The 23,030-nt window shown below is 38.9% G+C and carries 18 protein-coding genes; 7 read left to right on the top strand and 11 right to left on the bottom strand.

The window, feature by feature from the left end; genetic code table 11:
- Window positions 1-277: 277 nt before the first annotated feature.
- Entirely contained in the window at window positions 278-3,013 is a 2,736-nt protein-coding gene (mutS, locus tag PVV64_RS03105) for a DNA mismatch repair protein MutS (RefSeq protein ID WP_273759746.1), read from the bottom strand.
- A 213-nt stretch (window positions 3,014-3,226) separates the two neighbouring features.
- On the opposite strand from mutS, the gene PVV64_RS03100 reads away from it, so the two are divergent.
- Window positions 3,227-5,518 carry an NADP-dependent malic enzyme gene (locus PVV64_RS03100; RefSeq protein ID WP_273759745.1) on the top strand — a complete coding sequence of 764 codons (2,292 nt, stop codon included), beginning with the start codon at window positions 3,227-3,229 and terminating at the stop codon, window positions 5,516-5,518.
- Between the two features lie 51 nt (window positions 5,519-5,569).
- Here PVV64_RS03100 and secB read toward each other — a convergent pair whose 3' ends face one another.
- Window positions 5,570-6,052, bottom strand: coding sequence for a protein-export chaperone SecB (gene secB, locus PVV64_RS03095; protein ID WP_273759744.1), 483 nt, complete (start codon window positions 6,050-6,052; stop codon window positions 5,570-5,572).
- Between the two features lie 145 nt (window positions 6,053-6,197).
- Window positions 6,198-6,704 (bottom strand): FxsA family protein, encoded by a 507-nt coding sequence (locus PVV64_RS03090; protein WP_273759743.1) that lies wholly within the window; start codon window positions 6,702-6,704, stop codon window positions 6,198-6,200.
- A 207-nt stretch (window positions 6,705-6,911) separates the two neighbouring features.
- Between PVV64_RS03090 and PVV64_RS03085 the strand changes: the two genes are divergently transcribed.
- Both PVV64_RS03085 and PVV64_RS03080 read left to right on the top strand, forming a co-directional pair.
- On the top strand, window positions 6,912-7,604 hold the full coding sequence (locus PVV64_RS03085) for a Tim44/TimA family putative adaptor protein (RefSeq protein WP_273759795.1): 693 nt from the start codon (window positions 6,912-6,914) through the stop codon (window positions 7,602-7,604).
- 56 nt (window positions 7,605-7,660) lie between these two features.
- Complete coding sequence (locus PVV64_RS03080; protein ID WP_273759742.1) at window positions 7,661-8,260, top strand: Smr/MutS family protein; 600 nt, start codon at window positions 7,661-7,663, stop codon at window positions 8,258-8,260.
- Window positions 8,261-9,208: 948 nt separating this feature from the next.
- Here the strand turns inward: PVV64_RS03080 and PVV64_RS03075 are convergent.
- Genes PVV64_RS03075 through PVV64_RS03065 form a run of 3 tightly spaced genes read right to left on the bottom strand, consistent with a single transcriptional unit; the run spans window position 9,209 to window position 12,389 of the window.
- On the bottom strand, window positions 9,209-10,210 hold the full coding sequence (locus tag PVV64_RS03075; RefSeq protein ID WP_273759741.1) for an Hsp33 family molecular chaperone: 1,002 nt from the start codon (window positions 10,208-10,210) through the stop codon (window positions 9,209-9,211).
- 11 nt (window positions 10,211-10,221) lie between these two features.
- Complete coding sequence (gene argF / locus PVV64_RS03070) at window positions 10,222-11,178, bottom strand: ornithine carbamoyltransferase (RefSeq protein WP_404978412.1); 957 nt, start codon at window positions 11,176-11,178, stop codon at window positions 10,222-10,224.
- A 5-nt stretch (window positions 11,179-11,183) separates the two neighbouring features.
- The gene (locus tag PVV64_RS03065) at window positions 11,184-12,389 is read right to left on the bottom strand and encodes an aspartate aminotransferase family protein (protein WP_273759739.1); all 1,206 of its coding nucleotides are present in this window, start codon (window positions 12,387-12,389) and stop codon (window positions 11,184-11,186) included.
- Between the two features lie 461 nt (window positions 12,390-12,850).
- Here PVV64_RS03065 and PVV64_RS03060 point away from each other — a divergent pair, with 461 nt between their 5' ends.
- The gene (locus tag PVV64_RS03060; RefSeq protein ID WP_273759738.1) at window positions 12,851-13,381 is read left to right on the top strand and encodes a GcrA family cell cycle regulator; all 531 of its coding nucleotides are present in this window, start codon (window positions 12,851-12,853) and stop codon (window positions 13,379-13,381) included.
- A gap of 807 nt (window positions 13,382-14,188) precedes the next feature.
- Here the strand turns inward: PVV64_RS03060 and PVV64_RS03055 are convergent.
- From PVV64_RS03055 to ccmA, 5 genes are read right to left on the bottom strand one after another with little or no spacing between them, the layout of a single operon-like run.
- Window positions 14,189-14,842, bottom strand: a complete 654-nt coding sequence (locus PVV64_RS03055; protein ID WP_273759737.1) for a DsbE family thiol:disulfide interchange protein — start codon at window positions 14,840-14,842, stop codon at window positions 14,189-14,191.
- Window positions 14,817-15,068, bottom strand: a complete 252-nt coding sequence (locus PVV64_RS03050) for a hypothetical protein (protein ID WP_273759736.1) — start codon at window positions 15,066-15,068, stop codon at window positions 14,817-14,819. Before PVV64_RS03050 ends, PVV64_RS03055 begins: the two co-directional genes overlap by 26 nt.
- 11 nt (window positions 15,069-15,079) lie before the next feature.
- The gene (locus PVV64_RS03045) at window positions 15,080-15,835 is read right to left on the bottom strand and encodes a heme ABC transporter permease (RefSeq protein ID WP_273759735.1); all 756 of its coding nucleotides are present in this window, start codon (window positions 15,833-15,835) and stop codon (window positions 15,080-15,082) included.
- Between the two features lie 43 nt (window positions 15,836-15,878).
- Window positions 15,879-16,547 carry a heme exporter protein CcmB gene (ccmB, locus tag PVV64_RS03040; RefSeq protein WP_273759734.1) on the bottom strand — a complete coding sequence of 223 codons (669 nt, stop codon included), beginning with the start codon at window positions 16,545-16,547 and terminating at the stop codon, window positions 15,879-15,881.
- A gap of 3 nt (window positions 16,548-16,550) precedes the next feature.
- On the bottom strand, window positions 16,551-17,171 hold the full coding sequence (ccmA, locus tag PVV64_RS03035) for a heme ABC exporter ATP-binding protein CcmA (protein WP_273759733.1): 621 nt from the start codon (window positions 17,169-17,171) through the stop codon (window positions 16,551-16,553).
- A 298-nt stretch (window positions 17,172-17,469) separates the two neighbouring features.
- Between ccmA and acnA the strand changes: the two genes are divergently transcribed.
- The 3 genes from acnA (at window position 17,470) to dnaA (ending at window position 22,930) form a co-directional block, all read left to right on the top strand.
- Window positions 17,470-20,157 (top strand): aconitate hydratase AcnA, encoded by a 2,688-nt coding sequence (gene acnA / locus PVV64_RS03030; protein WP_273759732.1) that lies wholly within the window; start codon window positions 17,470-17,472, stop codon window positions 20,155-20,157.
- A gap of 231 nt (window positions 20,158-20,388) precedes the next feature.
- Entirely contained in the window at window positions 20,389-20,655 is a 267-nt protein-coding gene (gene rpsT / locus PVV64_RS03025; RefSeq protein ID WP_273759731.1) for a 30S ribosomal protein S20, read from the top strand.
- Between the two features lie 709 nt (window positions 20,656-21,364).
- Window positions 21,365-22,930, top strand: coding sequence for a chromosomal replication initiator protein DnaA (gene dnaA, locus PVV64_RS03020; protein WP_273759730.1), 1,566 nt, complete (start codon window positions 21,365-21,367; stop codon window positions 22,928-22,930).
- Window positions 22,931-23,030 lie beyond the last annotated feature (100 nt).

Raw genomic sequence — 23,030 nt, 5'->3', positions numbered from 1 at the left:
GCAGAGTTTCAAACTGATTATTTTACATTTTTTAGAAGAATATTGAAAGTCAGAGTGCATCAGAATGACAAGTATCGCGCTGATGAATATGGCGCTATAAATTGCTTGTTTGTATAAAACAATTGGCTTTAAAAAGTATGGTATAATTTCTTTCCCGGTCTCTACTTTACGGTTGTTAAGAGACATTATGTAAAAGCAAAATGATAAGGTAATGAAGAGTCGATATGCGTTAGAATGATCAAGAAAGAATGTTTTCTTTGATTTTTTTATAAAGGATTTAGCTTTTTTCTAGTTTTTTGAGGCGATAAAGTTCTTCTAAAGCTTGCTTAGGGGAAAGTTCATCAGGGTGAATATTTGCTAACGCCTCATGAAGTGCGCAATGCTCTTGTGTTTTTTCATTTACAGGAGATACTGCTTTAAGGGAAAAAAGTGGTAAATCATCAATAAGTTTATGTCCTTTTCCAGCCATTTCACCTTGTTCTAATTGGTGGAGAACATCTGTAGCGCGGGCAATAACTGCTGGGGGAAGTCCAGCAAGTTTTGCAACTTGTACGCCGTAGGATCGATCTGCAGCTCCTGGTGTGACTTCATGAAGAAAAACCACATCACCATCCCAATTTTTAACTTTCATTGTTACATTATAAAGGCGGTTAAGCTTTTCTGTCAGTGCTGTCATTTCATGAAAATGGGTAGCAAGAATAGCACGACAGCGATTCACTTCATGCAGATATTCTACAGCTGCCCAAGCAATGGAAAGTCCATCAAAGGTTGATGTTCCTCGTCCAATTTCATCAAGAATAACAAGGGATTTGTGACTAGCGTGATTAAGAATTGTTGCTGTTTCCACCATTTCCATCATGAAGGTTGAGCGCCCCCTTGCAAGGTCATCGGAAGCACCAACACGACTAAAGAGGCGATCAACGACGCCAATATGTGCGCAAGTTGCTGGAACAAAGGATCCCATTTGCGCCATAATAGCAATCAGCGCATTTTGCCGTAAGAAAGTGGATTTTCCTCCCATATTGGGACCTGTCAAAAGCCAGATGGCTGCATATTGATGATTTTCTTGTACAGAGAGATCACAATTATTGGCAACAAAGGGTTCTGCAGCTTGTTTGCGAAGTGCTTGCTCCACGACAGGATGGCGCCCAGCAGTGATACGAAAGGTAAGAGAATGATCGATTTTGGGGCGACAATATCCTTGTTCTTCAGCCAGATGTGCTAATGCGACGGATATATCCAAGACAGCAAGTGCTTCGGCTGCTTTACGAATGAAATCAATCTGCTCAGTAATTTCATGCACAAGGGTTTCAAAGATTTCCAGTTCAAGTGTCAGTGCGTGGTGAGCGGCATGGGCAATACGGCTTTCAAGATCAGCAAGCTCTGTTGTGGTAAAGCGCATAGCATTTGCCATTGTTTGCCGATGAATAAAACGTTCTTTGGCTTGAGGGTTATTTGTGAGTGCAGATGCTTGTACATTGGTGACTTCAATGAAGTAGCCTAGAATATTATTATGCTTGATTTTAAGCGTTTTAATATCTGTTTCTTGGGCATATTGTGCTTGAAGTTCGGCAATGACACGGCGCGATTCATCACGTAGAGCACGCATTTCATCAAGCTCTTTATGATATTGAGAGCGAATAAAACCACCATCACGTTTCAGCAGAGGAAGGTCATCCGCTAATGCCCGTTCTAAATGATCATGTAAAGCAGTGGGCAAATGTGAGAAAACCTGTTGTACGTCACTGATTTCTTGAGGAAGCAATTGATCATTAAAAAGCTGCTTGATTTCACGAATAATTTCAAAACCACGCTGGATTGCAGCCATATCACGGGGACCACCTCGTCCAAGCACCAAACGTGACACTGCACGGGGCATATCTGGGCCCCCCTTTAAAATAAGTTTTATGGCTTCTGCAAGGGAGGTATTTTGTAAAAAAAAGGCAACCGAATCGAGTCTATGATCAATAGCCGAGGGTGTGGTGAGGGGTGCAATGAGACGATCGACAAGAAGACGTGATCCCCCTCCTGTTACCGTGCGATCAATAGCTTTTAATAAGCTTCCATCACGTTGTCCTGAAGTGGTTCGGACAAGCTCAAGACTAAGTCTGGTTGCAGCATCAATGAAAAGGGTAGCACTTTCATTTTGACGTTCAGGATGCATAAGAAGAGGGCGATGCGTGATTTGTGTTTTTTCGATGTAACGGATGGCAGCAGCGATTGCAGAGAGTTCAGGGCGAGAATAATCGGCAACACCTTCAAGGGTTGAAAGTTTAAAATAACCGCAAATATCGCGTTCGGCAGTAACTGTGTCGAAGAGATTAGCAGGTTGAGGTAAAACAATGCGATCGAGAACATGAAAAAGTGATTTGTGGGATTTGTCATGAAAGAAAGAGTCAGCGACAATAATTTCTTGAGGATCTACGCGCATAATGTCTGCCAGAAGTTTTTCAGGACGGCTTTCTGTTACACGAAATATGCCTGTTGAGATATCAATCCAAGAAAGGGCAAAATCCTCTCCATCGCTGGTTTTGATGCGCGCAAGTGTCATCAGATAATTTGCACGCGTTGGATCAAGAAGTTTTTCTTCGGTAAGAGTTCCAGGTGTGACAAGGCGCACGACATCGCGTCGAACAACCGATTTTGATCCACGCTTTTTGGCTTCGGCAGGATCTTCTGTTTGTTCACAAACAGCAACGCGATATCCACAAGCAATAAGTTTTTGCAAATAATCATCAGCAGCATGAACGGGAACCCCGCACATAGGAATATCTTCACCCAAATGTTTGCCGCGTGTTGTGAGGGTGATTCCTAAAGCTTGAGCAGCTTCAACAGCATCATTAAAAAACAATTCATAAAAATCACCCATCCGGTAAAAGAGCAGGGAATCATTATTGACTGCTTTGATTTCTATATATTGCTCCATCATAGGTGTGAGGCGTTGTTGATGAGGAGCAGATGAGAGGGCAGGCTGAGGAATTAAATTATTTTTAGAGTTGTTTTTTTTATCCATGTTTACGCGCCTGTCTCCTTCAAGTGAAGTTTTAATACCCTTTTTTGTTTACTTCAGTAATACTTATCTTCATTATCTCTAAAAATTGAAACGTGTAATCAGGTTTGTTAAAGCAAGCATAGCGATTTCTCATATATGAATCAAATTTTAAAATCGGGTAATTACACGTATCATAGAGCATAATTGACACTGTTTTGGAGAGAATTGAGTGAAATGAAAAAGCAAAATCAGAAACTACCTCAAATGATTTATGGTGTTAGTGAGCAAGAAGCTCTTGATTTTCATAGTTGTGGTCGACCTGGAAAGCTTGAAATTATTGCAACAAAGTCTATGGCAACACAGCATGATTTAGCACTTGCTTATTCACCAGGTGTTGCTGTTCCAGTGAAAGCAATTGCTCAAAATCCAGCATTGGCTTATGATTATACGACAAAAGGAAATCTTGTGGCTGTGATATCAAATGGAACAGCTATTTTAGGTTTGGGCAATTTAGGTGCGCTTGCATCGAAACCTGTAATGGAAGGCAAAGCAGTGCTTTTTAAGCGCTTTGCGGATATTGATTCCATTGATTTGGAAATTGATACAAACGATCCAGAAGATTTTATCAATTTAGTACGTCATTTGGAACCGTCTTTTGGCGGTATCAATCTTGAAGACATTAAAGCACCAGAGTGTTTTATGATTGAGAGTCGCTTACGCGAAGTTATGAATATTCCTGTTTTTCATGATGATCAACATGGTACAGCAATTATTGTTGCCGCTGGCGTACTGAATGCTCTGTATTTAACAGGGCGTGACATGCAAAATACGAAGTTAGTCTGTAATGGTGCTGGCTCTGCTGGAATTGCTTGTATTGAATTGATTAAAGCAATGGGGTTTCGACCTGAAAATATTATACTCTGTGATACGAAGGGTGTGGTCTATGAAGGGCGCAAAGAGGGAATGAATAAGTGGAAAGCTGCCCATGCTCTTCGAACCGATAAACGCACGCTAGCCGAAGCAATGGAAGGCGCTGATATGTTTTTTGGGGTTTCGGCGAAAGGTGCAATTACCCCTGAGATGGTCAAATCGATGGCACCACAGCCGATTATTTTTGCTATGGCCAATCCCGATCCAGAAATTACACCAGAAGAGGTTATGAAAGTGCGTAATGATGCCATTGTGGCAACAGGTCGTTCAGATTATCCAAACCAAATTAACAATGTTCTTTGTTTTCCTTATATCTTTCGTGGTGCACTTGATGTACGTGCGACGGTTATCAATGAGGACATGAAAATTGCTGCTGCAAAAGCTTTGGCGCAGTTGGCCCATGAAGAGGTTCCTGACAGTGTAGCAGAAGCTTATCGTGGCAAGCGATTGAAATTCGGACCTAATTATATCATTCCTGTTCCTTTTGATCCACGTTTGTTTACGGTTGTTTCAAAAGCGGTGGCAAAAGCGGCAATGGAGAGTGGTGTTGCGCGAAAGCATATTGATGATTTAGAGGCTTATGAGCGTGATTTAAGTGCAAGACGTGATCCCATTTCCTCTGTGATGCGTGGAGTTTATAATCATATTCGCCAAGCGCCAAAACAGATTGTTTTCGCAGAAGGTGAAGAAGAGCAAGTCATCAGAGCCGCTGTTTCCTATGTTCATCAAAAACTAGGACAAGCAATTTTGATTGGCCATGAAGAACAAGTGAGAGAAACTGCAGCTATTGCTGGTATTGATCTTGAGCGTGAAGGTATTTCACTTATGAATGCAAAGCTCTCCTGTCGTACGGATGCTTATGCGAATTACCTTTATAAAAAGATGCAGCGTCAAGGCTGGTTATTGCGTGATTGTCACCATCGTATCAATAATGATCGCAATTATTTTGCTGCTTGTATGGTGGCATTAGGGGATGCTGATGCAATGGTTACAGGAGTAACACGCAATTATGAAACAGCATTGATCGATATACGTCGTGTGATTAATGAAAAACCACAAGAACGGTTGATTGGTATCTCAATGGCTATTTGCCGTGGACGAACGGTGTTTATTGCAGATACAGCTGTTTATGAGGATCCTAACGCTGAAGAACTTGCTGATATAGCGGAACAAACAGCTTCTTTTGTCCATGGATTTGGATATCAACCACGGGTCGCGTTTTTAGCATTTTCTACTTTTGGCTATATGAAAGGAAAAGTTACACAAAATATCCAGGATGCTGTTCGTATTTTGCATGAACGCGGGGTTGACTTTGAATTTGATGGAGAAATGAGTGCAGATGTTGCGCTCAATTTGAAATTGATGCAACAATATCCCTTTATGGGATTAACAGAACCAGCCAACATTTTAATAATGCCTGGCTATCATAGCTCTTCTATTGCGAGCAAAATGTTGCAAGAGCTTGGTGAAGCAACCCTTATTGGACCTATTCTGATTGGATTGGAAAAATCTGTCCAAATTGTACCTTTTAGTGGAAATGATACAGATGTTGTTAATATCGCAATGTTAGCAGCGTATCATGCAAAAAAATTGTAAAAAAAAGGCCCTGAAGTATCAGGGCCTTTTTGATAATAAAAAAATAAATTTTTACGATGGTTGTACCTGACTCTGATTGTCGTTTTGTTCTTCAGCAAGACGTTTTTGAAATAATGCTGCAAAGTCAATTGGATCAATCCAAAGAGGTGGAAATCCTCCATTTTGGGTAGCATCAGATATAATTTGCCGCGCAAATGGAAATAAAAGACGAGGACATTCAATAAAAACAAGAGGCATAACATGCTCTTGTGGAATATTTTTAATATGAAAAACACCACCATAAATGAGTTCTACATGAAACAATATTTCCGTATCATCACTGGCTTTAACAGAGAGGGATAAGACAACATCATAATTATCATCACCGATTGGGTTTGCGTTGACATTGATATTGATATCTATTTGTGGTGATTTTTCACGCGGACGCAGTGAATGAGGAGCAGCTGGGTTCTCGAATGAGAAATCTTTTAAATACTGCGTTAATACAGCAAAAACGGGCTCTCCACCACTGTTGTTCATTTCACCTTCGGCCATAGTATAAACTTTCTCAATTTCTATTATTATATATTTCTATTTTAGAGCTACAGATTAAGCTGGTTATCACGCCTTGCAAAAGGTTGCAAGAAACGCTCCTCTTGTCTTGATTATTTTTTAAGTTGGTGACAGATTTTTTTCTCTTTCAATGATTATCATCATTTTTACGCCATGGAGATTCTGTAGTATTATAGACTTCGTAGTCTTCAGCTTTAAGATCAATGATTTTTTCAGAATCATTGTGAGTATTGGTTTTATTTTTAGTATGTTTGTTCATTCTATTTTGAAATGATAAAAAGAAGTGCCAGATAAGAAAACGGATTGGCTTAATAAGGAGTAGTATTCCAAAAATATCGCTGACAAATCCAGGAAGAATAAGCAAAATCGCTCCCACAATGATAAAGGCATCATCGGTAATATTGTTTTCCAGTCTGCGTCCTTGGATAAGTTCATGTTGTATATTTTTTAAAAGGCTAATGCCTTGAATTCGCAATAAAACAGCTCCAACTATTGTTGTGAGAACAACAAGACTCAAAGTTGCTAGAATGCCAATTTCTTTTCCAACAAAAATAAAACCAGCAATTTCGATTAAAAGAGTGCTAAGGAAGATAATGATAAAAAAGCGAGGATTGATAGGGTAAGACTTTATCACATAAAAACTCCCTTCTAGATAGTTTAGGATAATAGAAGATTATAAGAGCCATTCTTTTAAACATACATGAATAAAGTTTATAAAAATACATGAAAGGCTATAAAAATATTTGAATCGTAGATTCCTTATTTTACATATTTATTGATAAATGATATTGACTGCAATGTTTATTACAGATCATCTTAGGTTTGGAGATTGACAGCACCCATGGAATTTGACGTTATACTTGTCGTAGCTCTTATCATTATGGTTATCGTTTTTGTGCAACTGCGTAATGTATTAGGAAAACGGATTGGTTTTGAAAAACCTCCCTTTGATCCTTATTCACGTTGTTCTAAAAAGCAAACTGAGGTAGAAACGACAGACAGTATTGTTTCGTTCCCTCATCAAGACAATTCGCAAAAGAATGATTTTAGCGAGATTGATGCGATTTCACCAGAAGGGACTGTACTGAATGAAGGGTTACGGGCACTTCGCAAAATTGATTCCCATTTTTCTCCTCAATTTTTTATAAAAGGTGCACGGGTTGCTTATGAAATGATTGTCACAGCTTTTGCTAGAGGTGATCGAGATCAACTTAAAAGATTGCTTTCTCAAAATGTTTTTGAAAGCTTTTGTGCTGCTATTGAAAAACGTGAAAACAACAATGAAAAGGTTCAGTTTACTTTCGTTGGAATTAATAAGATAGAGTTCGTTTCAGCAGCAATACAAGATAAGGACGAATTTATAACTGTGCGGATTATCAGTGAGATGATTTCTGTAACCTATAATGGGCAAGGAGAGCGTATAGATGGTGATCCTGATGCTATCGTAGAAATTAGAGATGTTTGGACTTTTGTTCGCAACAGTTTATCATCAGACCCAAATTGGAAGCTTTTTGCAACAGAAGATGAAAATTAAGATCTTTTTTCTATAAGATTATAATAAATAAGCTTTATAAGAGATTGACGATTGAAATGTCTATGGGTGAATGGAGATGCAAAAAGGAATTCTTGACTCCACAAGATCGTCTTTTATGGGAGAGGGTGTGTCGTACAATAAGACCGCTTCATGATACTCTCCTTTCTTCTCTTACAAAAGATGCAGCAAATATTGATAACGAAAAACAGCGCCTAGCACCAATCGGTTCATTATCTCAAAAAAAACAACTGAAACAAACAGTTGTTAAAACAGAAAAGGAAATACTTGCACGAGCGCATAAAATCCATTTTTTTGATCGTGCTGCATATCGCAAGGTTGCCAAAGGGCATTATCCTATAGAGGCACGTCTTGATCTTCATGGTTGTATGCAGGAAGAAGCTTATTTTTTCTTAAAAAAGTTTCTACAATCGTCTCAGCAGAATGGATTGCGTTATGTCCTTGTGATCACAGGAAAAGGACGATCGCTTGGAAGTGATGGTGCTTTGTATAAGTTGGTTCCTCATTGGTTATCAACACCAACTTTTCGATATTATGTGCATGCCTTTGAGCAGGCGGCCCGCCAACATGGTGGTGGAGGTGCGCTTTATATCTGGTTGCGCCGTTTTGCACGAGATAAAGGGCATGATGTCATTTGAGTTATTGTAGGTTCAATCTTTCTTTGGCTCGTTATAGTATTTTACAAGTTATATTTTCTTGGCAGGAATAGGGGGGAGCGCAAAACTTAATCATGAGTTTTATGCTATTGTGTTTGATTTTTATAAAGAGTCATTCTGTTTAAGCCAAACTATAAGGAAAGAGACATCCTCAGTTCAAAAAATATTCGTGGAATCACAAGTCTGTAGAAAGAATATCCAAAGCTCTAAAAAAGTTTTAAAAACTTTTCATTTTCCTCAAGAATGAAATATTTGTTTGCTGTCTTTATTTTTGATACTTTGGGCTAGCATAGTAGCATATTGAGATGGGCAGATACTATCGATGAGTTGATATATAAAAGAGCATAAAATATTCTACCTTCACTTTTTATTTAAGACAGACACGGTAATAAAGTTTTATCATGCTTATGTTTATCAATAAATATAAGCAGAAAAATCATTATATTGATAACTCATGCTGTAAGTTTTCTTGTAGTCAACTGATTCATAAGGATTATTTTCCTCATTTTTATTTTTTCTGATTCATAATCAGAGGATTTGAATAAGAAAATACAATGATATTGAGCAAGTTTATTGCATCTGACAAAGATAATTTACCATTAATAATCAATATGTTGATCATTAAAAAAGAAAGAGTTCTTCAGTATAAAAAACTCACTTATGATGTGCAAATGTAAAAGAGAACTGTATTTAAAAAGAATAAAGCATATGTGAAACTATAAGTTGTTTCTATAAAAGAACATAGGGAACGCATACATAGGATTTGAAAAAACGTATAATCGTTTAGGCAAGGAAAAAACAGGGTGTGTTGCAGAGAACAAAATACACAAAAGATTTTAAAAGTTGATACGAAGCTGTCTTTAGGTGCAGCTGTATCATGAAAATAACTTTAGTGACAGAAAGCATTTCCTTGTTTGTAAGAAATATTTGTTAGCTTTTTTCTTCAGAAAATTCTTGCAGTTTAAAACGATAAGTTGTTGAGCAAAACTCACATGTGACGGAAATATATTGATTTTTAACCATTTCATTTCGTTCATCAGGGGGGAAGCCTTCAAGCATACCTTTAATCTTTTCACGCGAACAAGAGCATTGATCCACAAGAGAAAACGGATTAAAAACTCTGACACCATATTCATGGAAAAGACGGAATAAGAGCCGCTTACTGCCGACTTGGGGATCTGTCAATTCGGCACTTTCAATGGTTGCGGTTAGCGCTTTAGCCTCTTGCCAATGGTCTTCAAGTTGTCCATCGATTTTTGCTTTTTCTTGTTTTTGACCTAGATCATCTATTTCATGATGAGATGATGCTTTGGGCAAGAATTGGGTCAAAATTCCTCCTGCTCGCCAGTTTTTCTGTGTTTTTCCTTGTTGGTCTCGATTGACCAATATAGCAACTGCCAAACGGATATCGGTAGGAGTTTGCTCTGATTGATCAAAATAAATACGAGCAGCTTCTTGCAAGTTTGTTCCGTCTAATGCAACGATTCCCTGATAGGGCTGTGTATGGGAGCCTTGGTAGATGGTGAAGGCTAAAGTGCCTTTTCCCAGAAGGGTTTCTGAAGATATTTGCTCATTGGCAATTGCTTTTTTTAACTGTTCTTTATCAAAACGCGCATAACCACGCAGATGAGAGGGAGGAGAGAAATCGCATACCAACATATTAACCGGCCCATTGGAATGGGTTTGTAAAATAAATTTTTCCTTGAGTTTTAGGGAAGTTCCAAGCAAAACAGTCACAACTAAAGCTTCTGCGAGAAGGTAAGAAACTGGTTCAGGATATTGATGTCTTGTAAGAATAGAATTTAAAGCGTCACCAAATTGTACAGAACGCCCACGAATATCCAGTTCTTCGACTTGAAAGGGAATAACAGTATCATCTTCACTCAAGTAGATATTTTTGAGAGAAGCTTCATCTGTGGATTTTTCGCGCATATTTTTGCCTTTTATATAATCTGTTTTGTAAGATATTGTGAAGTGAAAAATCCATCTTGTAAACACCATGCAAGAATTGCTTTTTGGGTATGAAGGCGATTTTCAGCTTCGTCAAAAACAACGGAATGCGCTCCATCTATCACAGCATCAACAACTTCTTCACCACGATGCGCAGGAAGGCAATGCATGAAAAGAGCATTGGGTTTGGCTAATTTCATTAAAGCTTCATTGACTTGATAAGGTTGAAAAATAGAATGATCGCGGGCACGAAACTCTTGTCCCATGGAAAACCATGTATCGGTAATAATACAATCGGCATCCTTAGCAGCCTTTTGAGGATTATGCGTTAAGGCAATATGAGCACCTCGTTCACGTGCCCAGTGAACAAATTTTTCTTGTGGTTCGCTGCCTTTTGGAGTGGCAATACGTAAGTGAAAGTTAAAAAGGGCAGCAGCTTCGATCAAGGAATGAAGCACATTATTGCCATCCCCCATCCATGCAAATATTTTTTTTGCAATGGGTCCACGATGTTCTTCATAGGTCATGATATCTGCTAGAATTTGGCAAGGATGAGTGTCATCTGTAAGGGCATTAATGACAGGAATCTGTGCGTATTGTGCCAATTCAAGCATTCGATTATGTGTTGTTGTTCGTAATATAACAATATCCACAAAACGCGATAAGACCCGAGCTGTATCAGCAATGGTTTCACAATAACCAAGCTGCATCTCTGAACCCGTTAACATGATTGTATCTCCCCCAAGTTGGCGCATCCCGATATCAAATGAAATACGGGTTCGTGTGGATGGTTTTTCAAAAATCATTGCGAGTGTTTTATCAACAAAAGGTTTTGAGCTTTTTCCTGCTTTGAAAGATGCTTTAAGTTTTTTTGCATAATCGATAAGAGCACGTGCTATTTGCGGGGTTAAAGCAGATAAATCGGTGAAGTGGCGAAGAGCATTTGTCATGTTTGTCATATTTTCCTTGTTTTATTTGTTTGCGAAAGAGAGGCAATTGCTTTTTCAACACGACGCAAGCTTTCATCGATTTCTTCTTCCGTGATGATAAGAGGAGGCAATAAGCGCACTACATTATTGTTGGCATGAGTACAGAGAACATATTCATTTTCCAAGGCACTTACGACTACATTTGCGGGAACCACACACTGAATACCAATCATAAGACCTACCCCCTGAATTGCAGAGATAATATCAGGATAGATATTGAGAATTCTCGAAAGTCCACTTTTGAGCTTATCGCCTACCTGCTCAACATGTTGGAGAAAGCTTGGTTCTAATATAATATCAAGAACACTATTGCCCACCGCCATTCCAAGAAGATTTCCTCCAAAGGTTGAACCATGGGTCCCTGGTATCATACTTTTTGCGGCTTCCTCTGTTGCAAGACAAGCTCCCAGCGGAAATCCACCACCTAATCCTTTTGCGAGAGTAAGAATATCAGGCGCAATATCACTCCATTGATAGGCAAAAAGCTTTCCTGTACGTCCAATACCCGTTTGGACCTCATCTAAAATCAATAATAAATTATGATCGTCGCATATTTTGCGCAAAAATTTTAAAGTGTCATAAGAAACCGTTCGTATTCCTCCTTCGCCTTGAATAGGCTCGATAAGAATAGCTGCGGTATTTTGATTGATGGCGTTTCGCAAAGCGGTTTCATCACAAAAAGGAATTTGAATAAATCCACCAGCTTTGGGCCCAAAGCCTTCGAGATATTTTTCGTGCCCAGTAGCCGCAAGCGTTGCAAGTGTGCGTCCATGAAAGGCACCTTCAAAAGTAATAATTTCAACGCGTTTTGGATGGCCAGATGCGTAATGATAATGACGAGCTGTTTTGATAGCGCATTCTAATGCTTCAGCACCAGAATTACAGAAGAAAACCTTATCAGCAAAGCTATTTGCACAAAGCCGTGCAGCAAAAGCTTCTTGTTCAGGTGATTGAAAAAGATTGGAAATGTGCCAAAGTTTTTCAGCTTGTCTTTTGAGAGTATCGACCAACCTTGGGTGCGCATATCCTAATGCATTCACAGCAATACCAGATGTCAAGTCAAGATAACGCTCTCCTTTATCAGAAATAAGCCAGACACCACTGCCTTGTTTAAAATGCAAATTACGTCGAGCAAAACACTTATAAAGTGGCTGTAGAGCAGGAGTGCCCATTATTCTTTCCTTTTATATTTTAAATTTTGTCATACAATAAACAAAACAATGTGATAAATAAAGCAGTGTTCTAGCTTTAGATACAGTATTTCATTACACACCCATGTTATAGATCGTGACCGAGATGGCTAAAAAGTCAATAAAGGTTCTGCAAGAAGTATTTAGAGGGGCAAGTCTTAAGCAAATACGATAGTTTGGTCTAGACTTGATTTGCAAGTTGGGGAAAACGTTCTAAATAAACTCTTCAAGAGGGAAAGACTCTTGTCAGAGAGTCGATGCGTATTGTAGTTTAAATCAGCAAGCAAGGTTGTGTTGAGTTTTTAAGTTCCATAGGTTGAATGAAATTGTTATGCTTAGGGCAGAGTAATTTTTTTTCATTCGATTCATTGGGGACATTATTCAAACATTTGAAGATGCAAGGGGGAGCATCTCATTGAGGTGATCAGGATTGGAGTGCTGATATGGGTTGGACAGATGAACGCGTTGAACTTCTTAAGAAGTTCTGGAGTGAGGGGTTAAGTGCAAGTCAAATTGCCGCCCAGTTAGGTGGGGTCAGCAGGAATGCAGTGATTGGTAAAGTGCATCGATTAAAGTTACCGGGACGTGGTAAAACAGCACAAGGGAATGTGCGTGCCCAAAAGACACCTGCTAGTAGTCCATCATCTCCGCGTATACGTCGTACACCATCGACGGTATCACCAACGATTGCTCCGTCTTGCAGCGTTGGAGCAACGGCATTAAAGGTGGAGTCTGTAGTCGAGGATATAAAAGAACCCGATGTGCCTGAGAAACCGAATGTAGTTGTGCCTATATCACGCCATCTTAATCTTTTGCAATTAAGTGAGAATACATGTAGGTGGCCCGTTGGAGATCCCTTATCATCGGATTTTCATTTTTGTGGTGCTGATTCCGGTGAAAATAGTCCCTACTGTGCTTTTCATGCTAAAATAGCATTTCAGCCAATCTCTGAAAGACGGCGGATAAGAATATAATATTTGAATGTAAGCACTATTACATTTTCTGTTTTATCTTGATTATTAAAGATAAGGCTTTTGCTGAAAAGAGAAGTTTTCTCTGTTAAGGGAATCTCCAAGTAGTATTTTTGTGTTATTGCATAATGAAGTGCCGTTAAGGTGCGAAAAGTTGTCTATTTTTATTTAGCTTTACGGATCAAAGTATCTACAGCAGCATTTTGTGAATAATACAGAATTGTATAAAGCTTCATATTTTTGTTTTTTATACTCTTATAATGACTTCGCTTTTCTTATGCAAAAGAACACAGTATTTATTCAGTGACGCACTTAAACTTAAAGAAATTATATTTTGTTTATTTTATTGTTTTAATGGCATAATACAAAATTTATAGCGTACTCTCATATTTATCTATTCCTCATGTTTAGCTACTTTTGCATGAAGTCCCACAAAAATGCAGAGTAAGTTTTCTCAAGTGAATTTATTCTGCCTGCCTTTTTTATTATAATAAGTCGGCACCATCATACTCTTTGCCAACTCAAAATGCCGCGACAATTCTTGTATTTGAGAGTGCTGATAAGAAATATTGCTCTTTTCTTTAATAGTTTTTATCTACACGCCAACTTCATTTGTGATGTGAAGGAGATAATTCTGAGCTGATACAGCATAACAGCTTTGATAGGAAAGAATCTAACAATGTTTGGGACTCTCATTCAAGTTGTAAAAAGAAATGATCATGATAAATCGATGTATTGCATTAACAATGCAAGGGAATCTTTTAAAGAGGGTATCATCAGAGGGAGAAATAAAAAAATTTAACCCTATTCTCATTCTTCAATATGAGAAAATAACGCATTATCTTTATGCATCAATGCATTGTTGTTGGATATCTCTTCTTGCATGATAGCCTTTTCAATTTTTGGTAGGATTTTGTTTTGGTAAATTTGCCATGTTAAGGGACCAACATGTTTAGCAATAATAATGCGCTCTTTATTTAAAAGAAAGGTTTCTGGCGCTCCATATATTCCCCAATTAATGGCTGTATATCCTGAAGCATCAAAGCCAATCACTTTAAAAGGGTTCCCAAAACGATTCAGAAAGCGTTGAGCGTTTTCTTTATTGTCTTTATAATTAATACCAATAAGATCAAAACGTTTATCTTGTGCAATCTTCATCAAAAACGGATGTTCTTTACGACAGGATGAGCACCAAGATCCCCAAAAATTGATTAATGTTATACGTCCTTTCAATTGATCTGAATGGAGAAGATGCTTTTCATTGCCAAGAAGGGGAAGACTTATTTGGGGAGCTGATTTTTCAACAAAGCTGTTTGGCAGAAGAGAAGTATCATTGGGGTATTTTCTCCCTATAAGAGAGAAGAAAACCACAGTGAGAAGAGAAAAAAACATAAATGGTCCAAAAAGACCAAACACGATAGATAAGAATGTGTTTTTTTTAATTTTTTGAAGGATATTTTTCATGATGCTTTTCTTTCCAAAACACCTCTTTTTTGTTCAACTGTTGTAGGATTTTTTTTTGATAGATAGCTTTGCAAAGGATATGACCCATAAGGCACAGAAGGAAGATTGCGGAAAGCATGTAACTCAAAATAACAATTTGCTTGTGGTGAAGAGTACCAAGAAACAAGTCAATTTGCTGAGAGAGATTTCCTAAAAGTCCGCTATGACTGCTATTGAGATCAAGCATGATGAAAATTCCTAATATTGTGCATGACGGGCTTTTTTCTTCTGAAGTATCTGGATATGACGGCTATTGATTTCGTTGCGTATAGCCATCAAATAGAGCAAAATAAACAGAAAGCTCAAACAAAAGATCATTGTGATAAGGGGCCATAACATAGCACGTTCGATAGTTGGCCCTCCTGAACGTAAGAGCGATGACGATTGATGGAGTGTGTTCCACCAATTAACGGAAAATTTGATAATAGGGATATTGACAAGTCCAACGAGGGTAAGAATGGCTGTTGCGCGTGCAGCTTTTTCTTGATTATAAAAAGCACGAGCAAGCATGACAATAGCAAGGTAGATAAAAAATAAGATCAAAACAGATGTGAGTCGTGCATCCCATACCCACCATGTTCCCCATGTAGGGCGCCCCCAAAGCGCGCCTGTTATCAGAGCTAAGGCTGTAAAGATTGCTCCAATAGGTGCACCACATTTAAGTGCTATATCAGCAAGATGATATCTCCAGATCAAACTCCCTAAAGCAGCTGCACTTATGATGATATAACAAAATGTAGAGAGCCACGCGAATGGTACGTGAAGATACATAATCTTGACAGTGATGCCTTGTTGATAGTCATCAGGAGAATAGATAATCAAAATAAGCCCTAGGATAAGAAGGCCCAATGTCATACTTGTTAACCAAGGTAACACAACACGACTTATTTTCATAAAACGAGTTAAACTTACTGGGAGCGTACCCATTTTATGTCTGTGAGATATTTTATTCATGAAATTTATAATAGGCAGAGTTTTGCTGTGCGGCAATCCTCTTTTACTCTTCTGCTAAAAGCTTGAGCGTTATAGCAGCAACAAAGGAACTAAAAAGACTCAAAAGAAGTGAGAAAGCGATAAGAAGAGTCAGGGAACTCAGAAAAGAGACACTTGGATTTGTTGGGGCTGTAGCGGCTGAAACGCCAAAAATCATGATAGGAATGATCCATGGTAAGATAATAATAAAGACGAGGAGAGTGCTATGTAACAATGAGGTTGCGAGGGCAGCTCCTATAGCGCCAATGAAAATAATAGCAGGTGTTCCACATAAGAGGGTGAGTGTTGTTGTAAAAGTTGTTACTGCATCGAGATGGAGCATGAATGCTAAAATCGGCGTAGCAAAAATAAGAGGGAGCATTGTTCCTGCCCAATGAGCGAGGCATTTAATAAATACAATCAGAGTAAAACTTTGTCTTTGTCCAGAAAGAATGAATTGATCAAGACTGCCATCATCATGATCGGTTTGAAAAAGTTTATTAAGATTGAGGAGTCCTGCAAGAAGGGCTCCAAACCATAATATGCCAGGGCCTATTTGTGCAAGGACTTTAGGCTCTGGCCCAATGGCAAAAGGGGTTATCATAATAACGGCGATGAAAAACAACAGCCCTTTTAACGAAGAGGCTTGTGGTGCTAGAGTTAATTTAAGATCACGCCAAAACAGTGCTTTCATTCTTTATCTTTCTTGGAGAGATAGGAATTTTTCCAAAGCAATATTATGATTTTCTGGAATACCGAGGGGATGATGGGTTGCAGCAATAATCATACCACCTTGGTTTAGATGATGTTGAAAAATATGAGAAAGAAGAGTTTGCGCATAGCTATCGATGCCCGATATTGGTTCATCTAAAATCCAAATAGGACGATAAGAGAGCAAAAGACGGGCAATGGCTACGCGTCTTTTTTGCCCAGTTGACAAGACATGAAAGGGTAAGTGTTCAAGCTCAGAAAGACCAATATCGGCAAGGGCTTCATGGGGAGAGCGTAGATATTGTCCATAAAATGCTGACCAAAATTGTAGATTATCAATAACAGATAAAAAAGGTTTCATAGCATTTTGGGGGGCAAGATAATGGCATGCAGTTGCTACCGGATATGTTTGTTCTTGGTCTTTAAGGATGATATTGCCTTCAGTGGCTTTAAGAAGACCAACAATGATTCGTAGTAATGTAGATTTACCGATACCATTTGGACCTGTGATGGTCATAAGTTGCTGTGGGAGTAAACAAAAAGAAAGACCTTGGAATAAAATTTCTTCGTTTCTGTGAGCTGCTAAATTTACGCCCGAGAGCACCATGTATTTACCTATTTTTCTTTTATTTCTATAATCTTTATTGCATTATAAGATAAAAAACACGTTTTTTCTGTAATTGTACCTAGAATAGTTCTAGAAATAGTTCTATAAGATATGTATTACATCAAGATCTGGTGGAGAATGGTTTTTGGTGTCGATTTCTGAATTTGCTGATGAAAAGGTAGAGGAGGAAATGGAAGGGGGAAGTTATTGCGTCTGCACTCAAGCTGCGACCTTGACTCGTAGTTTGTGTTGTTTGTTCCGGAAAATTAGATGGTTTGTAGTATGAGGGTGGACAGTCGTGACTCAAATTGATAGCTTTAATTGTCGTAGAATTTTGAATGTTTGTGGCAAGGAATATACTTATTATAGCCTAATCGAAGCCGAGAAAAATGGACTTAATGGTATTTCTCGCTTACCATTTTCGATGAAAGTCATTCTTGAAAATTTATTACGGTTTGAAGATGGGCGCACGGTTAAGAAAGAAGATATCTTAAACGTTGCTAAATGGTTAAACGATAAGGGCAGTGCTGGAGCAGAAATCGCCTATCGCCCTGCACGCGTTCTTATGCAAGATTTTACAGGTGTTCCTGCGGTTGTTGACCTTTCTGCGATGCGTGATGCTATGGTTAAACTGGGGGGGAATGCGGAAAAAATCAATCCTCTTATTCCTGTTGATCTTATCATTGATCACTCTATTATCGTTGATGACTTTGGCAATCCCATGGCTTTCAAAGAAAATGTTGAGCATGAATATGAACGCAATGGTGAGCGCTATCGTTTCCTAAAATGGGGGCAGCAAGCATTTCAAAATTTTCGCGTTGTTCCTCCAGGAACAGGGATCTGTCATCAGGTAAACCTAGAATATTTAGCGCAATGCGTGTGGTTGAAGGGTGAAGAGCCACATCAGACGGTTTATCCTGATACCTGTGTGGGAACTGATTCGCATACGACTATGGTGAATGGTTTGGGTGTTTTAGGTTGGGGCGTTGGTGGTATTGAAGCTGAAGCGGCAATGTTAGGTCAGCCCGTTTCTATGTTATTGCCTGAAGTGATAGGCTTCCGTCTCACAGGTAAACTTAAAGAAGGTGTCACAGCGACTGATTTAGTGTTGATGGTAACACAAATTCTACGCAAGAAGGGTGTTGTTGGTAAATTTGTTGAGTTTTTTGGCCCTGGTCTAGAACATATGACGCTTGCTGATCGAGCAACAATTGCAAATATGGCTCCCGAATATGGAGCAACCTGTGGCTTTTTCCCCATTGATAAGGAAACAATACGCTATCTCCATATGACAGGGCGTGATGAGAATCGGATAGCGTTAGTGGAAGCTTATTCCAAAGCGCAAGGGATGTGGCATGATGAAGCTGTAATCGATCCTACTTTTAGTGATACAATAGAATTAGATATGGAAAATGTTGTGCCTTCTATGGCCGGTCCTAAGCGTCCTGAAGGGCGTATTGCATTGGAAAGTGTTGGGCAAGGTTTTGAACAAGCATTAGCCGAGGATTATAAGAAGACTTCTGAGCAAGATGGTCGTTATCCGGTTGAAGGTGAGGAATACACACTTAGTCATGGCGATGTGGTAATTGCTGCCATTACTTCTTGCACGAATACATCGAATCCAAGCGTTCTTATTGCTGCTGGTCTTTTAGCACGTAATGCTGTAGCGAAAGGTCTCAAAAGCAAACCATGGGTTAAAACATCTCTTGCGCCTGGTTCACAAGTTGTTGAAGCTTATCTTTGCAACTCAGGATTGCAAAAAGATTTGGATGCACTAGGGTTTAATTTAGTCGGATTTGGATGCACAACCTGTATTGGCAATTCTGGTCCTTTGTATCCTGCTATTTCTAAAACGATTAATCATTATGGTCTCATTGCCGCTGCAGTTCTTTCAGGAAATCGTAATTTTGAAGGGCGTGTATCACCTGATGTGCAAGCAAATTATTTAGCTTCACCACCATTAGTTGTTGCACATGCTTTGGTTGGGACAGTGCGTAAAGATTTAACCAAAGAGCCTTTAGGAATAGGTTCAGATGGACAACCAGTCTATTTGAGAGATATTTGGCCAACCTCTCAAGAAATACAAGAATTTATCGAAAAGAATGTTACGCGTAAGATTTTTTCCCAGAAATATGCGGATGTCTTTAAGGGAGATGAAAATTGGCGAAAGGTTAAGGTTCCAACAGGGGTGACGTATGCTTGGGATGAACAGTCAACATATGTGCGTAATCCGCCTTATTTTGATGAGATGCAAAAGACTCCTGATGTCTTGCCAGATATTAAAGATGCACGGATTTTAGGTTTGTTTGGTGATAAAATCACAACGGATCATATTTCTCCTGCTGGTTCTATTAAGATGGATTCTCCTGCTGGAAAGTATTTAATAGATCATGGGGTTAAAGTGGCTGATTTTAACCAATATGGAACACGTCGTGGGAATCATGAAGTGATGATGCGTGGAACCTTTGCCAATATCCGTATTCGTAACTTCATGTTAGGAGAAAATGGTCGTGAGGGAGGCTATACAGTCCATTATCCATCAGGAACAGAGCAGGCAATTTATGATGCAGCTATGGCGTATAAACAAGAAGGTGTGCCGTTGGTTGTATTTGCCGGTATTGAATACGGCAATGGGTCTTCTCGTGATTGGGCGGCCAAAGGAACTAACCTTCTTGGTGTAAAAGCAGTGATCGCTCAATCTTTTGAGCGGATTCATCGTTCGAATCTTGTTGGTATGGGAATTGTTCCCTTTGTGTTTGAAGAGGGTACGAGCTGGAGATCTTTGGGTTTAAAAGGGGATGAAAAGGTAACCATTGAAGGGATTCATAACTTAAAACCTCGTCAAAAAACAGTTGCCATCATCACTTTTTCCGATGGAATGATAAAAACTGTTCCATTATTATGCCGTGTTGATACTGAAGATGAGTTAGATTATTTGCACCATGGTGGTATTTTGCAATATGTTTTGCGTCATTTGGCAGTTTAAACCGCATTTATGCATTTAGGAGTGTCTTTAAACGATGAAAGTCTCAAAAGTTTAGGGGTTGCTTTTTTATACTTAATCTGTGAGAAATCGATTGACGTTGGTTTAAGGATTGCGTTATAAGCTGCTCAGTTATTGGCAGCTTTATAGTATTGCTTGAATTGGATTTATTTGGATTGGTAGAGATATTATTGAGGCTAACCATATCCAATGCGTTGAAAGAAAGATATATTTATGGCGAATACACCTTCCGCTCGAAAAGCGGTACGCAAAGTTGCGGCACGCACGCAGGTTAATAGGGCACGTCGTTCGCGCGTTCGTACTTTTATTCGTAAGTTTGATGATGCTGTAGCTGGTGGTGATAAGGCATCTGCGGAAATAGCATTTAAGAATTTTGAACCTGAAATTATGCGTGCTGTTTCCAAGGGCGTTTTTCATAAAAATGCTGCTGCGCGAAAAGTTTCGCGTTTAGCTAAGCGCTTGAAAGCTTTGGACGTTTAAACTTTTTCTATTTTATGAAAGATTTAAAAATCAGGCCAGCATCTGTAGGTGCTGGTTTTTTTATTTTCCCAAAACCTTCACTTTTTAGGAGAGGGAATCAGTGATTTTTTCTTCTATGAGAAAGACGAGAAGATTCATAGAGTTTGTATGGTTATCCACAAGCTTTGTGGATTTTTACAGAGTCTTTTTTGTCAAGCATTTTTATTTTTTTTTTTTAATCCGGAGGGATTCTTTAATTATTGGTAAATTTAGAGAAAAAAAATGAATTGAATCAATAATTTTCTCCATCTCTAATTTATATGAGCAGGTTTATAGGAGGTTTTGCTTTTATTTTGGCCTCTTGCATTTTACCTCTGCTGTTTTGTATGTTTCTCATGGAGACGAAAAACAGGCAGGGTTCACATCAGTTTTTATCCTGCGGTATGTATGAGTTTAAAATGCTTGAATTTAGGCTGTCATGGACTCTCATGTTGGATAGATTTTTTCTAAGGTGTTTTTTGTTTCTTTGTTGGTATGTTATCCATTTTAGAAGAATGGTTCATATCATGAGTGCAAGTAAATCTTATTGGTCATCTTTATTGGTGGGGTTTAATGAAGCTATCCTAAGGGGGGGATAAGTAATCTTATTTGGGGTAGGGCGTTTTGCCTTTGCTATGTTGATTTTTAGCGATTTGGCAAGACAAAATTTTTATTTTTATCAGGATGAAAGATGGTGGATAAATTGAACTCTAAAGCTAGTTCCTTTAAAAGGGTTACGGTGAATATCCTGTCGGCAGAAAAAATAATCAAGATGACGGATAATGGTGGAGCGGTGAGTAGAAATGTTTCTGGAGGGTTTCCTATTATTTCAGAGGAAGAGGGTGCTGCGGCTTTTGCACGTGTGATGGCCCAATTAAAGGCACAAGTTGGTATTGAGGCTTATACGAGTTGGTTTGGTCGTGTAAAGCTTGCTGAATATAGCCGTAATCTTGTAAAACTTTCTGTTCCTACAGCGTTTTTACGTTCATGGATTAATAATCACTATGGTTCTCTTTTGATAAATTTATGGAAACAAGAGAACCCGATGATTCTTCGTGTTGAAGTTATTGTTCGCGGTATGAAACGCGTTTCTGGAGGTGTGGTCTGTAAAACAAGTGCCGCTCCAGTTGCTCTGGAAGAGCAAACGACTCCATCTTTTGTTGAGAGTTACACAGAGAATTCTGTAAAGAGTGTTCAAGCAGGTGTTTTTGGTTCACCTCTTGATTCTCGCTATACGTTTGAAAGTTTTGTGGAGGGTTCTTCTAATCGTGTTGCTTTAGCTGCAGCGCGTTCGATTGCAGAAGGGCATAAAAGTGCTTTAAGATTTAATCCTCTTTTTGTTCATGCATCTGTTGGTTTAGGGAAAACGCATTTGCTTCAAGCTATTGCGGCAGCGTCGTTGAATCGTTTAACGCCTGCACGAGTTATTTATTTGACTGCTGAATATTTTATGTGGCGTTTTGCAACGGCTATTCGTGATAATGATGCTCTTTCCTTTAAAGAGCAGCTTCGTGATATTGATCTTCTCATTATTGATGATATGCAATTTTTGCAAGGAAAGTCGATTCAGCATGAGTTTTGTCATTTACTGAATATGTTGCTTGATAGTGCGAAACAAGTTGTTGTTGCTGCGGATCGTCCACCAGCAGAATTAGAATCGCTTGATCTTCGGGTTCGCTCTCGTCTTCAGGGAGGGGTTGCCCTTGAAATTGAGGCGCCAGATTATGAAATGCGTTTGAGTATGCTACAACAGCGATTGAAGGTAGCACAGCAAGATGATAGTACGCTTTCGATTTCTGATGATATTCTAGAATATATTGCAAGAACAGTTTTAGGATCAGGACGTGATATTGAGGGAGCATTTAATCAACTCTTGTTCCGCCAGTCATTTGAAACAGATTTATCCTTAGAGCGGATTGATGAATTGTTAGGCCATTTGACACGTTCTGGTGAGCCTAAGCGCATTCGAATCGAAGAAATTCAGCGTACGGTTGCACGTCATTATAATGTGTCTAAACAGGATTTGTTATCCAATCGTCGGACACGTACAGTTGTCAAGCCGCGACAAGTTGCGATGTATTTAGCAAAAATGTTGACGCCTCGCTCGTTGCCAGAAATTGGGCGTCGTTTTGGTGGTCGTGATCATACGACAGTTTTACACGCAGTTCGTAAAATTGAAGACTTGGTTTGTGGTGATCAGACATTGGCCAAAGAGCTTGAGTTGCTTAAGCGATTAATTGGAGAGCAGGCTGCTTAGTATTTCCAATCTTTCCTTATCTTGAAAGAAAGAGTGCAGGGGGGAGGTAAGCTAGCTTTTTTTCTTATACAAGAGTCACTTGCCATTTTAAGAGACGTTG

This window comes from Bartonella sp. ML70XJBT.G (assembly GCF_028618575.1).
Classification (GTDB): domain Bacteria; phylum Pseudomonadota; class Alphaproteobacteria; order Rhizobiales; family Rhizobiaceae; genus Bartonella.
This window is presented reverse-complemented; position numbering and strand designations above follow the sequence as displayed.